The organism is Sphingomicrobium sp. XHP0239 (assembly GCF_039555325.1).
Classification (GTDB): Bacteria; Pseudomonadota; Alphaproteobacteria; order Sphingomonadales; family Sphingomonadaceae; genus Sphingomicrobium; species Sphingomicrobium maritimum.
This window is the reverse complement of sequence record NZ_CP154608.1, coordinates 663,391-677,002: the sequence shown is the minus strand read 5'-3', so window position 1 is coordinate 677,002 and position 13,612 is coordinate 663,391. Positions and strand designations below refer to the sequence as shown.

The 13,612-nt window shown below is 64.9% G+C and carries 15 protein-coding genes and 2 tRNA genes; 11 read left to right on the top strand and 6 right to left on the bottom strand.

The features are described 5' to 3' along the window. Positions 1–21 precede the first annotated feature (21 nt). Together WJT74_RS03460 and WJT74_RS03455 are read left to right on the top strand one after the other, a co-directional pair. Complete coding sequence (locus WJT74_RS03460) at positions 22–591, top strand: 5-formyltetrahydrofolate cyclo-ligase (RefSeq protein ID WP_343346906.1); 570 nt, start codon at positions 22–24, stop codon at positions 589–591. Next, complete coding sequence (locus WJT74_RS03455) at positions 588–815, top strand: DUF2842 domain-containing protein (RefSeq protein WP_343346903.1); 228 nt, start codon at positions 588–590, stop codon at positions 813–815. Before WJT74_RS03460 ends, WJT74_RS03455 begins: the two co-directional genes overlap by 4 nt. A 30-nt stretch (positions 816–845) precedes the next feature. Here the strand turns inward: WJT74_RS03455 and WJT74_RS03450 are convergent. The 3 genes from WJT74_RS03450 to WJT74_RS03440 all read right to left on the bottom strand — a co-directional run bounded on the left by WJT74_RS03450 (position 846) and on the right by WJT74_RS03440 (position 2,352). After that, positions 846–922 (bottom strand) — tRNA-Asp (locus WJT74_RS03450). A 76-nt stretch (positions 923–998) separates the two neighbouring features. Continuing rightward, positions 999–2,150 (bottom strand): AI-2E family transporter, encoded by a 1,152-nt coding sequence (locus tag WJT74_RS03445; RefSeq protein ID WP_343346900.1) that lies wholly within the window; start codon positions 2,148–2,150, stop codon positions 999–1,001. 117 nt (positions 2,151–2,267) lie between these two features. Further along, positions 2,268–2,352, bottom strand: a tRNA-Leu gene (locus WJT74_RS03440). A gap of 159 nt (positions 2,353–2,511) precedes the next feature. Here WJT74_RS03440 and WJT74_RS03435 point away from each other — a divergent pair. Beyond that, complete coding sequence (locus WJT74_RS03435) at positions 2,512–3,243, top strand: hypothetical protein (RefSeq protein WP_343346897.1); 732 nt, start codon at positions 2,512–2,514, stop codon at positions 3,241–3,243. Here the strand turns inward: WJT74_RS03435 and WJT74_RS03430 are convergent. Further along, positions 3,240–4,745: a YifB family Mg chelatase-like AAA ATPase gene (locus WJT74_RS03430; RefSeq protein ID WP_343346894.1), complete on the bottom strand. Its 1,506-nt coding sequence runs from the start codon at positions 4,743–4,745 to the stop codon at positions 3,240–3,242. The genes WJT74_RS03435 and WJT74_RS03430 overlap by 4 nt on opposite strands. A gap of 149 nt (positions 4,746–4,894) precedes the next feature. Between WJT74_RS03430 and WJT74_RS03425 the strand changes: the two genes are divergently transcribed. The 6 genes from WJT74_RS03425 to yihA all read left to right on the top strand — a co-directional run bounded on the left by WJT74_RS03425 (position 4,895) and on the right by yihA (position 8,385). Continuing rightward, on the top strand, positions 4,895–5,230 hold the full coding sequence (locus WJT74_RS03425) for a hypothetical protein (protein WP_343346891.1): 336 nt from the start codon (positions 4,895–4,897) through the stop codon (positions 5,228–5,230). 102 nt (positions 5,231–5,332) lie between these two features. Further along, a complete protein-coding gene (gene rpmH / locus WJT74_RS03420) occupies positions 5,333–5,467 on the top strand; it encodes a 50S ribosomal protein L34 (protein ID WP_252115532.1) in 135 nt (44 codons plus the stop codon). A gap of 2 nt (positions 5,468–5,469) precedes the next feature. Further along, positions 5,470–5,799 (top strand): ribonuclease P protein component, encoded by a 330-nt coding sequence (rnpA, locus tag WJT74_RS03415; RefSeq protein WP_343348071.1) that lies wholly within the window; start codon positions 5,470–5,472, stop codon positions 5,797–5,799. Next, positions 5,796–6,008 carry a membrane protein insertion efficiency factor YidD gene (yidD, locus tag WJT74_RS03410; RefSeq protein ID WP_343346885.1) on the top strand — a complete coding sequence of 71 codons (213 nt, stop codon included), beginning with the start codon at positions 5,796–5,798 and terminating at the stop codon, positions 6,006–6,008. Before rnpA ends, yidD begins: the two co-directional genes overlap by 4 nt. Before the next feature lie 15 nt (positions 6,009–6,023). Beyond that, on the top strand, positions 6,024–7,763 hold the full coding sequence (yidC, locus tag WJT74_RS03405; RefSeq protein ID WP_343346883.1) for a membrane protein insertase YidC: 1,740 nt from the start codon (positions 6,024–6,026) through the stop codon (positions 7,761–7,763). Next, positions 7,753–8,385 (top strand): ribosome biogenesis GTP-binding protein YihA/YsxC, encoded by a 633-nt coding sequence (yihA, locus tag WJT74_RS03400; protein WP_343346881.1) that lies wholly within the window; start codon positions 7,753–7,755, stop codon positions 8,383–8,385. Before yidC ends, yihA begins: the two co-directional genes overlap by 11 nt. Here yihA and WJT74_RS03395 read toward each other — a convergent pair. Further along, on the bottom strand, positions 8,382–9,887 hold the full coding sequence (locus WJT74_RS03395) for a glycosyltransferase family 39 protein (protein ID WP_343346878.1): 1,506 nt from the start codon (positions 9,885–9,887) through the stop codon (positions 8,382–8,384). The genes yihA and WJT74_RS03395 overlap by 4 nt on opposite strands. 102 nt (positions 9,888–9,989) lie before the next feature. Here WJT74_RS03395 and WJT74_RS03390 point away from each other — a divergent pair, with 102 nt between their 5' ends. Both WJT74_RS03390 and dapE read left to right on the top strand, forming a co-directional pair. Continuing rightward, a complete protein-coding gene (locus WJT74_RS03390) occupies positions 9,990–10,646 on the top strand; it encodes a glutathione S-transferase family protein (protein WP_343346875.1) in 657 nt (218 codons plus the stop codon). Then, on the top strand, positions 10,643–11,776 hold the full coding sequence (gene dapE / locus WJT74_RS03385) for a succinyl-diaminopimelate desuccinylase (RefSeq protein WP_343346873.1): 1,134 nt from the start codon (positions 10,643–10,645) through the stop codon (positions 11,774–11,776). Before WJT74_RS03390 ends, dapE begins: the two co-directional genes overlap by 4 nt. 5 nt (positions 11,777–11,781) lie before the next feature. On the opposite strand, the gene WJT74_RS03380 is transcribed toward dapE, so the two are convergent. After that, positions 11,782–13,503, bottom strand: a complete 1,722-nt coding sequence (locus tag WJT74_RS03380; protein ID WP_343346870.1) for a putative bifunctional diguanylate cyclase/phosphodiesterase — start codon at positions 13,501–13,503, stop codon at positions 11,782–11,784. Positions 13,504–13,612: the final 109 nt, after the last annotated feature.

Sequence of the window (13,612 nt, the reverse complement as noted above, 5' to 3'; positions counted from 1 at the left end):
CCCGTCACCCATGACCCAATTATGACCGTGCGTAACCCCGACAAGCACGACGTCCGCGCCGACATGCGGCGCCGTCGGCGCGAATTCGTCTCCTCGCTCGAACCGCGCGCCCGCGCCGCGCTCGAGGAGCAGTTGGCCGAACTCCTGAGTCCGCTGATCGCGAGCGCCCATGTGGTCGGTGCCTATTGCCCCATCGGCGGAGAGATTTCGCCCGTCCCGGCGATCGCACGGGCGCGGCGACTGGGCCGCACGATCGTCTATCCCGCGTTCGAGGGAGACGAGGACTGCTTCACCTTCCGCGCGGGCGAACCTGCCATTCCCGGCCCCCACCGCATTCCCCAGCCCGGCCCCGAATGCGCCGAAACCAAGCCGGACCTCGTCCTCGTTCCACTGGTCGCGGTCGGCAACGGCGGCATTCGCATCGGGCAAGGCAAGGGTCATTTCGACCGCGTGCTGCCCACGCTTCAGGGAGCGACCTTCTGCGGCATCGGGTGGCAGATGCAGCGCCTCGATCGCGACATTCCGGCCGAGGACTGGGACGTGCCGCTCGACCTGTTCGTCAGCCCACGCGGGATCGAGGATTTCCGATGAAAAACGAAGATGATCCGCACGAGCCCAAGTCGCGAGTCATCGTCGGGGTGGCGGCGATCTGTCTGTGGATCGTCGCCTGGTCGGTGCTGGTGGTGAGCGCCGCACCGACGATCGAGGGATGGCCCACGCTCGTCCAGATGCTCTTCTATCTGATCGCGGGCCTTGGATGGATCGTGCCGCTCAAGCCCGCGCTTCGCTGGATGGAAACGGGCCGCTGGAACTAGATTTTCGGTGAGGACCGCGCGCCTGGAAAATGGCGCGAGTGACGGGACTCGAACCCGCGACCTCCGGCGTGACAGGCCGGCGCTCTAACCAACTGAGCTACACCCGCTGATGCGTGGTGGCGGCGAACTATGACAGGGCAACAAGGCTGTCAACCGATAAGGAGGGCGACCGGCCCGATTTTCTCAACTTCGTTCGTCGTCGTCCTCGCCGACATGCGTCAAGGTGCCGTGTTCGAACAGGAATCCCGCGATATCGGGCGTCCCCGCGGCGGCGATCACGGTCTTGATGATGATCAGCAACGGCACCGCGAGCAGCGCCCCGACCACGCCCCAGATCCATGCCCAGAAGCTCAGCGAGATCAGGATTAGCAGCGGCGAGACTTGCACCCGTCGCCCGACCACCATGGGCGTGACGACATTGGCCTCGATCGTGTGGAACAGGACGAAGATGAGCGGAGGCAGCAACGCCGCCCACGGATCGGCGAACGCCATCAGCCCGCCGACCGCCAGCAGGATCGTGGCTCCGATCGGGCCGAGGTAGGGGATGAAGTTGGTCACGGCCACGATGCCGCCCCACATGATCGGGCTGTCCATGCCGATGGCCCACAGCGCCAGCGCGGTCACGATCCCCAGCGCGACGTTGATGAAGGTGATGGTGCCGATGTACGTCGAGGTCGCATCGACGACCTGCCCGATCACCCGCGCCGTCGTCAGCGCGCCTTCGAAACTGCCGCGGGAGGTGATCGTCCGCTCGCGCATCGCGGTCCAGCGCGACAGGAAGAAGAAGATCACCAGCATCCCATAGAACATCTGGATGAGCGCGATGGGCGCGGAGGTGGCGAACAGGTCGAGCACCGAATCGGGCGTCGTGATCGCCACGGCCGTCGTCCCCTCGTTGACCGCCATGTCCGAAATGGCGTCCTCGATGAACGCTTCCAGTTCGGCATAATATTGGAGGATCGGCGCGACCGTCTCCTGGATGCGGTCGATCCGCTCGGGAATGAGCGCGAAATAGTCGATCGCGGGCAACACGATCGAGGCGATCACGAAACTGGCGAACAGGATGAACATGATGAGGCTGGCGATCGAGGCGAGCGCACTCGGCAGCCCGCGCCGTTCGAACCATTCGAGTAGCGGCACCAGTGCGATCGCGATCACCAGCGCGGCGGCCGTGGGCAGGAAGAATTCCTCCCCCGCCGACAAGGCGAAGGGCAGCGCGAGGATGAAGGTCATCCCCATGAAAAGCGCCACCGCGGCCAGCAGCCGGACGCGCTTCACCTCGAGCGTATGGCTGTCCTGCAGCTCGATATGTTCGTCGGGAAGCGGGCTCGCCATCGCGGCAGCGTAGCGGGGCCGGGAATGGCGGGGAAGAGGACTTCGCGCTTGACCCGCGACGCCGTCCCATCGCGCCGGTAGCGCGGCGCTGCACTCCCCCCGGCAGAGCCCCGATGCTGGTACCTCCGGCCGGACTCGAACCGGCACTTCGTGAGAAAATCGATTTTGAGTCGATCGCGTCTACCAATTCCGCCACGGAGGCAAACACCAGCGAAGGCGCGCCCTACCCCACGCGCCCGGCCCCCGCAAGCATCGCCCGCGCGGATCGGCGAGCGCGCGAGGGAACGCCTTTCGCCCTTCCGGCATTCACCTCATCGAACCGCAGCATCTCCGCCGCGACTGTCAGGGAAGGTTTCGCGTCATGGACAATACCCTCATCGTCATTCTCATCATCGTCGCGCTGGTCGTGGTCGGCCTGTTCGTCCTCAACATGCGCAAGCAGCATACCGACAAGCTTCGTGACCAGTTCGGCGAGGAATATGATCGCACCGTCGATCGGTCCGATTCGCGCCACGCTGCCGAACAGTCGCTCGAGGAACGCCAGCAACGCGTCGAGAAATACGACATTCGGCCCCTCACCATGGCGCAGCGCGATCGCTACGTCGGTACGTGGGACGACGTGCAGAAGGAATTCGTCGACCATCCCGACAATGCAATGAATCGCGCTCACACGCTCATCGACGACGTGATGCGCGACAAGGGTTATCCGATCGACGATTTCGAACATCAGTACGAGGATCTGTCGGTCAATCACCCCGTCGTGGTGAAGGAGTATCGCGCCGGCCACGACATCGTCTCGCGGCACCAGGACGGCGATGCCACGACCGAGGAGATGCGCCGCGGCATGATCCACTATCGCACCCTGTTCGACGAACTCATGCGCGATGCCGACGACGGTTCGGCGAATCGTGACGGTCCGATGGGCGACCGGGATCGCGACGGCACGCCCAACGCGCTCGATGCCCGGGACGAAGCCAGCGACCGCAACCGCGGTCCGCTCGGCGATCGCGATGGAGACGGCATGCCCAATGCTGCGGATACGCGGGACGACCGACCCGTCGCCCCGCCGCCCAGCAGTCCGCCGCGGCGCTAGTTCCGCGGGGGCTGGTGCCGATAGCTGAGCGCTTCCGCGATGTGGATGCGCCCGATCGTCGCTGCCCCCGCCAGATCGGCGATCGTCCGCGCCACGCGCAACACCCGGTGATAGCCGCGCGCCGATAGGCGCATCGCTGCCGCCGCATCGCTCAATAGCCGCGCACCCGCCTCGTCGGGTGTCGCGTGCGTTTCGAGCAGGGCGCCGTCCGCCTCCGCGTTCGTCCGCACTTCGCCCCCGTAGCGCTCGGCCTGCACGTCCCGCGCGGCCGCGACCCGCGCGGCGACCTCCGCGCTTCCCTCGGCCGGTGTCGGCAGCGTGAGATCGGCCGCGCTGACCGCCCCGACCTCGACGTGCAGGTCGATGCGATCCATCAGCGGTCCCGAAACCTTCGCCTGATAGTCCGCCGCGCAGCGCGGCGCCCTGGCACACGCCAGCGCCGGATCGCCCAGATGCCCGCACCGGCAGGGGTTCATCGCCGCCACCAGCTGCACCCGCGCGGGAAAGGTCAGATGCGCGTTGGCCCGCGCCACGCTGACGGTCCCCGTCTCCAGCGGCTGGCGCAGCGAATCGAGCACGCCGCGCTGGAATTCCGGAAGTTCGTCGAGAAACAGCACGCCGAGATGCGCGAGGCTGATTTCGCCGGGTTTGACCTTGAGCCCCCCGCCGACCAGCGCGGGCATGCTCGCCGAATGGTGCGGATCGCGGAACGGCCGCCGCCGCTTCAACCGTCCGCCCTCCAGCGTGCCCGCCACGCTCGCGATCATCGAGACTTCGAGCGCCTCGGACGGCGACAGCGGCGGCAGGATGGAGGGCAGACAGGCCGCCAGCATGGACTTGCCCGACCCCGGCGGCCCGCTCATCAGCAGATTGTGCCCACCCGCCGCCGCGATCTCGAGCGCGCGCTTGGGGGTTTCCTGCCCCTTTACCTGTCTGAGGTCGGGTCCGGACCCCAGGGCCTCGGGCTCCCCCGCTTCCGGAGGCCGGATGACGCTCGTTCCCTTGAAGTGCCCCAGCAGCGCCAGCAGATCGCTCGCCGCCACCACCTCGACGTCCCCCGCCCAGGCCGCCTCGCTTCCCTGGCTCTGCGGACAGATCAGCCCCTTGTCGCTCCCCGCCGCATGCATCGCCGCCAGCAGCACGCCCGGCGACGCCGCCACTCGTCCGTCGAGCCCCAGCTCGCCGACCGCGACATAGTGCGACAGCATCTCGGCATCGATCACGCCCATCGTCGCCAGCAGACCCAACGCGATCGGCAGGTCGAAATGCGACCCTTCCTTGGGCAGGTCGGCGGGCGACAGGTTCACCGTCACCCGTTTGGGCGGCAGCGACAGGCCCACCGCCGACAGCGCGCTCCGCACCCGTTCGCGGCTCTCCGCCACGGCCTTGTCGGGCAGGCCGACGATGACGAAATTGGGGATGCCGGCCGACAGCTGGACCTGGCATTCGACCCCGCGCGCCTCCAAACCCAGATAGGCGACCGTATCGACGATCGCGACCATCAGGCCCCGCCCCGCACTTGCATCACTCGATCACGCAAAAGTCCCCCTGGCTCGGCGGAGCGAACCTATCGTGACCGTTGCGCAATGAAAAGCACGCAGCTTGTCGAAACGCTCTTGAGCGAGGCGCCCTCGCTTCCCATTTGAGAAGGATGGCGGCACGGCGGAAGAAATGGTTGGATCACGAGCCGGCGCGAACCATCGTGTTCGCGGTCGGGGTCATCACCGTTCTGGTCTCGCCGATCGTCGGCGCGATCCCCGGTCCCGGCGGCGTCTTCGTGTTCGCGTTCGGCCTCGCTCTGTGCCTGCGCACCAGTCGCTGGGCACGGCGGCAATATGTCCGCTTCAAACGCTGGCAGCCCGAAGCCGGACGCTGGGCCGACTGGGGCCTGCGCCGCAAATCGGCCCGCCGCCGCGCCAAGCTGCGCGAAAAGGGCGAGGATGTTCAGGACGCGTCCCGCGTCGGGCACCAAGAAACCCAGTCGTGAGCGGTTTGACTTTGCGCGTGGAAGACAGTAATGCCGCGCGCAACGGAAGGCCGCCGCAGCGCGGCCCTTTTCTTTTTAATCGCAAACCCAAGGATTTGAGCGATGAAACGCACGTTCCAGCCGAGCAACCTCGTCCGCAAGCGCCGCCACGGCTTCCGCACCCGCATGGCCGACGCCAACGGTCGCAAGGTGCTGGCCCGCCGCCGCGCCAAGGGCCGCAAGAAGCTTTCGGCCTAAACCTGCGTACCGTCCGCGCCCGCCGCGATTTTCTCGCGGCCAACGCGGGCAAGCGAGTCGCGACTCCCGGCTTCGTGCTGCTGGTTCGGACTCGCGATGACGGCGATCCCGCCAAGCGCGTCGGCTTCACGGTCAGCCGCAAGGTCGGGAATGCCGTCGTCCGCAACCGCATGAAACGCCGCCTTCGCGAATTGGCGCGAGCGCTTCTTCCCGAGCATGGGAAGACCGGCGCGGATCACATCATCATCGCACGCCAGCGCGGGGTCGAGCGTGATTTCGCACTGCTTCGCGATGAACTCGCCAAGGCTCTGGTACGGGCGACCGGCGAATGATCGCAAAGGCCCTCATCCTAATCGCGAAGGGTTGGCAAAAGGGCCCTTCCGCGGTTCTGCCGCCATCCTGCCGCTTCCAGCCTTCCTGCTCGGCCTATGCGATCACCGCCTGGACGCGCTATGGGGCCTTGAAAGGCAGCTGGCTTGCCGCCAAACGCATTGCACGCTGTCATCCGTGGGGGGGACAGGGTCATGATCCGGTCCCGTAGACAAGGCGAACTCAAGTGAACGACAGCCGCAACCTGATGCTCGCCATCGTGCTGAGCGTCCTCATCCTGATCGGCTGGAGCTTTGCCTCCGAACGCTATTTCCCGACCGCCGCGGACGAAACCGTCACTGTCCAGGACGGCGAAGTCGTCGATGTGCCTGGGCCGAGCGACGTCGCCATCGATCCCGGCCCCGAAACGCCCGCTGCGCTCCGCGACTATGCCGACGTGGTGGCCGAGGGGAACCGCGTCGAAATCCGCACGCCCGCACTCGATGGTTCGATCAACCTCACGGGCGCCCGTTTCGACGATCTCAAGCTCCTTCGGCACCACGAAACGTTAGAGGCCGAGGACGACATCCATCTCTTCACCCCGCAGGGCGTCGAAAACAGCTATTTCGCGCAATATGGCTGGGTCGGCGACGGCGTCGAGGTTCCAGGACAGGACGCGGTCTGGCAGGCCGATGGCGAAACGCTGTCGCCCGGCAATCCCGTTACCCTTCGCTGGCAGAACGGTGCGGGTCAGACCTTCCTTCAGCAGATCAGCGTCGACGAAGACTATCTGTTCGAGATCGAACAGCGCGTCGAGAACCGCAGCGGCGATGCCATCGCGGTGCGCCCCTACGCTCGCGCGATCCGTGCCGACCAGCCCGCCAGCCTCGGGCTGTGGACCGTCCATGTCGGTCCGATGGGCGTGTTCGACGGCGCCGCCGAATATGGCGTCGACTATGACGATCTCGAAGATGCGGGGTCGAACGGCGAGCGCTTCACCAGCGAAGGTGGCTGGCTCGGCTTCACCGACAAGTACTGGCTGACCGCATTGATCCCGGCCCAGAACGCCGACGTCGCCGCGCGCATGGTCCAGGCCCCGGGCGGCGATTACCAGACCGACTATCTCGCCGGCCCCACCATCATCCAGCCGGGTCAGGCGATGAACTTCGACGCGCGCCTGTTCGCGGGCGCGAAGGAAAAAGGTCTTCTCGACCAGTATGACGACGCCGGCATCCCCATGCTGTCAAAGGCGATCGACTGGGGCTGGTTCGAATGGTTCATGCGCCCGATGTTCGACCTGCTGCGCTTCTTCTTCAAGGTGACGGGCAACTTCGGTGTCGCCATCATCCTGATGACGGTGCTCGTGCGCTTCGTGCTCTTCCCCGTCGCCAACAAGCAGTTCCGGTCGATGGCCGGGATGCGCAAGGTGCAGCCCAAACTGAAAGCGCTTCAGGAACGCTACAAGGACGACAAGCCGAAGCTTCAGCAGGAAATGCTGAAGCTCTACCAGACCGAGAAGATAAACCCGCTCGCGGGCTGTCTGCCGATCTTCATCCAGATCCCGATCTTCTACGCGCTCTACAAGGTACTGCTGGTCAGCGTGGAAATGCGTCACCAGCCCTTCGCGCTGTGGTTGCAGGATCTGTCCGCGCCCGACCCGCTGACGCCCGTCAACCTGTTCGGCCTCCTCGATTTCGCGCCGCCCAGCTTCCTCGCCATCGGGATCCTGCCGATCCTCCTGGGCTTCACCATGTGGCTGCAGTTCCGCCTCAATCCCGCGCCGATGGACGATATGCAGAAGCAGATCTTCGGCATCATGCCGTGGGTGCTGATGTTCATCATGGCGCCGTTCGCGGCCGGCCTTCAGCTGTACTGGGTGACATCGAACATCCTCACCATCGCGCAGCAGAAATGGCTCTACTGGCGCTATGATCTGGAAAGCGAGGGGATGGGCGAGCCCGCGCATCCGGCCAAAAATGCCGGATAGCCCCGCCGAAGAAGCGCGCAAGCTGCTGACCGGCAAGGTCGAGTTCCTGCTCTCCGCGCCGAAGCTCGAGTTCCTGCCCGACGCCACCGTCCCGGAGATCGCGTTCGCGGGCCGTTCGAACGTGGGCAAGTCCTCGCTGCTCAACGCGCTGACGGGCCGCAAGAAGCTCGCCCGCACCTCCAACACCCCGGGCCGGACGCAGGAACTCAACTTCTTCGAGGTCGGAGAGCCCGTTCGATTGCGCCTCGTCGACATGCCCGGATACGGTTTCGCCAAGGCGCCCGTCGCGATGGTCGCGCGGTGGAAGGCGCTGGTTCAGGACTATCTGCGCGGACGGCAGGTGCTGACGCGCGCGATGGTCCTGATCGACGCCCGCCGCGGCATCAAGGATGTCGACCGCGAGCTGATGACGATGCTCGACGGTGCGGCGGTCAACTATCACATCGTCCTGACGAAAGCCGACAAGCTCAAGGCCAGCGAACTCGAACGGGTCCGCGAGGCGACCGACGCCGAAGCCCGCAAACATCCCGCCGCGCACCCTCACATGTTCGTCACCTCGAGCGAGAAGGGCATGGGCCTCGATGAACTGCGCACCGCAATGATCGAGATGATCGAACTTTAACGACTCAATCGCGAGATGCTTATCGGCTGGCCCAAATTGTCGTATCCATCGACATCAGCCTTGCGCTCGAAGCCGTAATTTTCGGTCACCCGCGCATCGAGGACAGGGTGACAATCTACCGAAAGATATAGTGCCTCGCTGAAGATTTCCGGCGCAACCTTCTCGGGACGCGGAGCCGTCTTATCCACCCGCGCTCGCCAATAAGGGATATAAGCCGCTCCCAACCCGACTTCGCCCGTTTTACGCGCGCGATAAAGCGCACTATTCCCACTGATATAGACATCTCGCGAGGTAGTGCGATCGCCAAGGAGATAGGACGGTACGAGATAGTCGGCGCAAATGAGTAACGGAATATTGGGGTTTATGTTGTTCACCATTGTCGCGATAGCTCGCCAATCGCGCTTTTCGTGGGCCTGATCGTTGGTCAGCTGATTGGCAGCTATTGCCAAAATGAAAATTGCACCGGCGATTGAGCTCATTCGTGTTCGTATCGACAGGCCGAACCACAAAGCAAAACCGATAGAGAAGGGTAAGCTCGTTCGCAGCATGGCGATCGGCGTCACCCCGCCAACGACATAGAGAAGAAGTGGATAGATCAACAAGAAGGTGAGCAGGACATAATTGGTGATATCTGACCGCCCGCGCGCTTCTCGGCGAACCAACAGATAAGCGAATGCACCCACCGAGATGATGAAAAGGCAAAGGTTGAAAGCGAGCAAATCGGCCGATGCTCGCCATCCGAAGGCAATCTCCATGAGATAGGAGGCGATTTCGATTGGGTTCGCCTGTCGAAGCCAGCTGAATTGCTCCGTCTCCCGCATTAGCAATAGGCGACGAAGCTCGGGCAGTGACAGGATGAATGCGCCCGCTCCGAAAGCCGTGTTTTGAAGCAAACTTCCCCGGCGGCACCTTGTGCGAAGGGCGAACCCGAAAAGAGCCAAGGGCGCGATCACCAGCCAGGCAGTCGGGTGAGCGTATAGCGCAAGAACTCCGGTGACCAGCGCCGCGACAAGCCATCGCCCATCGTCCTTCTGCCTAGCGAAACCATGAACGGTAAGTGCTGCTGCCGTCGTGAGCAGAAAAAGCATCAGTGCGTAGGTCCGCGCTTCCTTCGCGTAGACAACGAGCATGGGTGAAACCGCGAAGAATGCCGCGCACCACAGGCCCGTCCGCGCATCGCGCGCCGCCGCGCCCAGCGCGAAAGCCGCCACGATCGTCAACGTTCCGAACAGGATCGACGGCAACCGCACCACGACGGGATCGGTGCCGAACGGCAACCACGCCTTCTGGACAAGATAATAGAGCCCGCCCGACGGATCGACAGGCTGGAAAAGCAGGTCGGTCGCCGGGAAATGCGCGATGACCAGACTCAATGCCTCGTCGCCCCACAAGGGCGCGTCGGGTGCCGGAACGAGTCGCAGCACACCGCCCACGACCACGATCATGGCGAGCCACGCCCACCACGAACGAAGCGGCGCGCGCTCGGTCGCCTGCGTTTCCATCACCTCGTCCTGTCCCCCTTGCCAAGAACCCGGCCTTGCGCGATGCCCTTCTCGCATCGCCCGCCCATCCTTGTCTCCTTAACCACGGAACCTCAACTTTCCATGAAACTCATCATCGGCAATCGCGCTTACTCGAGCTGGTCGCTGCGTGCCTGGCTCGCCATGAAGGCATCGGGGCTGGATTTCGAAGAACTGGTCGTGCCGTTGTTCGACGAGAAATGGGAGCAGCGCCGCGAGGGCAATGAATTCGCGCCCGGCGGCGGCAAGGTGCCCGTGCTATGGGACGACGAGACCGTCATCTGGGACAGTCTCGCCATCATCGAGACGTGCGGCGAGCGGTCCGATTTCGCCTATTGGCCCGAAGACGCCGCGTCGCGCGGCATGGCGCGGTCGATGGCCGCCGAAATGCATTCCAGTTTCCCGAACGTGCGTCGCCACATGCCGATGAACGTGCGCAAGCGGGTCGAGGACTTCCACGTCGGCGAGGAACTGATCCCCGAGATCGACCGCATCCTCACGCTCTGGGCACAGGCGCGCGCGCGCCGCTCGGGTCCCGGCGACTATCTGTTCGGCAACTGGGGCGCGGTCGACATGATGTTCGCCCCCGTCTGCACGCGCCTCGTCACCTACAAGGTCCCCCTGCCCCCCTTCGCCGCCGAATATGTCTCGAACGTCATCCACCACGCGCACATGGTCGAGTGGATCGAACTGGCACAGGAAGAGCCGTGGGAGATCGAGCAGTACGAGCCGGACGCATGATCGACCCCATCGACCTGGCCGCGCGCCTCATCGCCGAGCCCAGCATCACCCCCGCCCGAGGCCCCGTCTTCGATGTGCTGGCGGAGGCGATCGAGCCGCTCGGCTTTACCATTCATCGGTTCGTCCTGGGCGAAGAGCCCGACGGCCCGACCGAGAACATGGTCGCCATCCGCGACACCGGTACCCCCGGCCCGCATTTCGCCTTCGCTGGGCATCTCGACGTCGTCCCGCCGGGCGAGGGCTGGACCCACGACCCCTTCGACCCCGTGATCGAGGGCCATATTCTCTATGGCCGCGGCGCATGCGACATGAAGAGCGCCATTGCCGCCTATGTCGCCGCGCTCGCCGATCATCTGCCCGACCGCGGCACGCAGAGCTTCCTGATCACGGGCGACGAGGAAGGCTATGCCACCTACGGCACGCCGCGCATCGTCGACTGGCTCAACGAACGCGGCATCAAGCCCGATCTGTGCATCATCGGCGAACCGACCTCGGTCGACCGGCTCGGCGATACGGTGAAGATCGGGCGGCGCGGCTCGCTCAACGTCTGGATCGAGGTGCCGGGTCACCAGGGCCATGTCGCCTACCCCCACCTCGCCGACAATCCGATCCCGCGCCTTGCGAAGATCGTCACGGCGCTCGACGAATGGGTCATCGACGAAGGCTCCGATGCCTTTCAGCCCTCGAACCTCGAACATGTCGCGCTCAAGACCCCCACCGACGCTTCCAACGTCATCCCCGGCACTGCCTCGACCCAACTCAACATCCGCTTCACCGACAAGCAGTCGGGCGCCGACCTGTCGGACGAGATCGTGCGCCGCGTCCACGCGGTCGATCCGAAGGCGAAGGTGAAGACCCGTATCTCGGGCGAGAGCTTCCTCACGCCCCCCGGCACGCTCTACGACGTCCTGTCGGACGCGATCAGGGCCGAGACCGGGATCGATACCGATCTGTCGACCAAGGGCGGCACGTCCGATGGACGCTTCCTGATCGCCGTATGCCCGGTGGTGGATTTCGGTCTGCCCAACGCCACCATGCACAAGGTTGGCGAAGCGGCGGCGCTCGAGGATATCCGCGCCCTTGCGCGCATCTACGGACGGGTCATCGACGGGATCTACGCCGCCGACTGAACGCTTCAGGCCGCGTCGGTCCCGGTGCCCGGTACGATCTCGAGCCGTTCGCCCGGCCCCCGTTCGGCGTTGCCGACCCATTCGAAGAATTCCGCCTCGTCCATCGGCGGGGCGAAGACATACCCCTGCACGACCTGCGCGCCCATCGTCCGCAGGATGTCCGCCTGCGCGGCATTCTCGATCGATTCGGCGACGATGTCGGCGCCGACCGCATGGATCAGCGCGATCACGGACTGGACGATGTTGCGCGCCTTTTCCGACCGGTCGATGTCCGCCACCAGCGTCGGGTCCAGTTTGACCCGGTCGAGCGGCATCGACCGCAGCCGCGCGATATTGGAAAAGCCGGTGCCGAAATCGTCGATGGCGATGGTGGCGCCCTCGCTGCGGATCTTCGCCATCGCCGCAATCTGTTCGTCGGAGCAGCGCATCGCCGCGCTTTCCGACAATTCCAGTTCGACGAGGCTGAGGGGTACATTGCGACGGGCGAACGCGCTGCGCACCCGGTCGAAGAAGTCGGCCCGGTCGAGCTGTCGCGGGCTGACGTTGACGGCCAGCCGGCGCGGACGCCCCGTCTTGGCCCATTGCGCCAGGATGTCGGCACATTCCTCCAGCACCCAGTCGCCGATGTCGCTGATCACGCCACAATTCTCGGCGATTTCGATGAAGGTCGACGGCTTGCGTACATCGCCTTGCGGGTGGTTCCAGCGAAGGAACGCCTCGGCACCGATGATCTCGCCCGTGCGAAGGCTCATCTGCGGTTGCAGCGCCAGGCTGAATTCCCCGCGCCGCAGCCCTTCGGTCAACGCACGCTCGGTCTCGACCTTCAGGCGATATTCCTCGCTCAACTGCTCGGTGAACAGGCGGTACTGGCCCCCGCCCCGTGCCTTGGCATCGTACATGGCGATGTCGGCCGCGCGCATGAGATGCTCCACGCTCGTGCCGTCGCGCGGGCACAATGCGACCCCGACCGACGCGCCGACATCGATCGAATGGCCGTGCAGCTCGAACGGTTCGGCGATCGCCATCGCGATCCGCCGCGCCACCCGCTCGACCTGTGTAAGGCCGTCCACGTCCGACAGGAAAACGGTGAACTCGTCTCCCGCCAGCCGCGCGACGAGTGGCTTGGCGAGACTACTTTCGTCCATCTCGGCCGTCACCACGATGCGGAGCCTGTTGGCGACCATCCGCAAGAGTTGGTCGCCGCGCGCGTGACCCATCGAATCGTTGACCGCCTTGAACCGGTCGAGATCGACGAACAGCATCGCCGCCTGCGCCCCCTCCTCCCGCAGTGCCAGTTGCTTGTCGACTTCGGCGCGGAAGAACAATCGATTGGGAAGCGAGGTCACCGTGTCGAACATGCCGAGCGCGTTGGCGTTCTCGAGCGACGTGCGCACTTCGCTGAACAACGTGTCGACTGCCTGCGCGACCGCGGGCATGGTCTTGCGAACGATCTCCGGCGGCGGGCTGGAAAAATCGCCGTCCTCGACCGCCAGCAGACGATTGCCGAGCGCCGACAGTGCCCGCGTACTCTGCGAATTGGGCCGCTCCGACGCGATGTAGCAGATCAGCAGGCAAAAGGTGCCCGCCACGACGCTGGCGAGAATCTGGTCGGGGAGTTCGGTCAGATAGAAGAAGGCCGCGAGCGAGAACACGAACGAGGCCATCCCCGCCATCCCGGACAGGATGACGTTCGATACGCGCTGCGTGATGGCCTTGCTTCGATCCACGCTGACGTCTGTCCCCCCTTCTGGATCCGCCACTGCGCGGGCCCCGGTTGTCCGAGCCGGCGCGAGAGCGACCACTTCGCCATGTAAACGAGGAGCGTTAATAAAGAGT

Coding starts and splice junctions, on each gene's coding strand:
- WJT74_RS03395 (WP_343346878.1), bottom strand. CDS start 9,887: ATGGAAACGCAGGCGACCGAGCGCGCGCCGCTTCGTTCGTGGTGGGCG.
- WJT74_RS03460 (WP_343346906.1), top strand. CDS start 22: ATGACCGTGCGTAACCCCGACAAGCACGACGTCCGCGCCGACATGCGG.
- WJT74_RS03425 (WP_343346891.1), top strand. CDS start 4,895: ATGGCGGCACGGCGGAAGAAATGGTTGGATCACGAGCCGGCGCGAACC.
- dapE (WP_343346873.1), top strand. CDS start 10,643: ATGATCGACCCCATCGACCTGGCCGCGCGCCTCATCGCCGAGCCCAGC.
- WJT74_RS03390 (WP_343346875.1), top strand. CDS start 9,990: ATGAAACTCATCATCGGCAATCGCGCTTACTCGAGCTGGTCGCTGCGT.
- WJT74_RS03435 (WP_343346897.1), top strand. CDS start 2,512: ATGGACAATACCCTCATCGTCATTCTCATCATCGTCGCGCTGGTCGTG.
- yihA (WP_343346881.1), top strand. CDS start 7,753: ATGCCGGATAGCCCCGCCGAAGAAGCGCGCAAGCTGCTGACCGGCAAG.
- WJT74_RS03430 (WP_343346894.1), bottom strand. CDS start 4,745: ATGGTCGCGATCGTCGATACGGTCGCCTATCTGGGTTTGGAGGCGCGC.
- yidD (WP_343346885.1), top strand. CDS start 5,796: ATGATCGCAAAGGCCCTCATCCTAATCGCGAAGGGTTGGCAAAAGGGC.
- WJT74_RS03445 (WP_343346900.1), bottom strand. CDS start 2,150: ATGGCGAGCCCGCTTCCCGACGAACATATCGAGCTGCAGGACAGCCAT.
- rpmH (WP_252115532.1), top strand. CDS start 5,333: ATGAAACGCACGTTCCAGCCGAGCAACCTCGTCCGCAAGCGCCGCCAC.
- WJT74_RS03455 (WP_343346903.1), top strand. CDS start 588: ATGAAAAACGAAGATGATCCGCACGAGCCCAAGTCGCGAGTCATCGTC.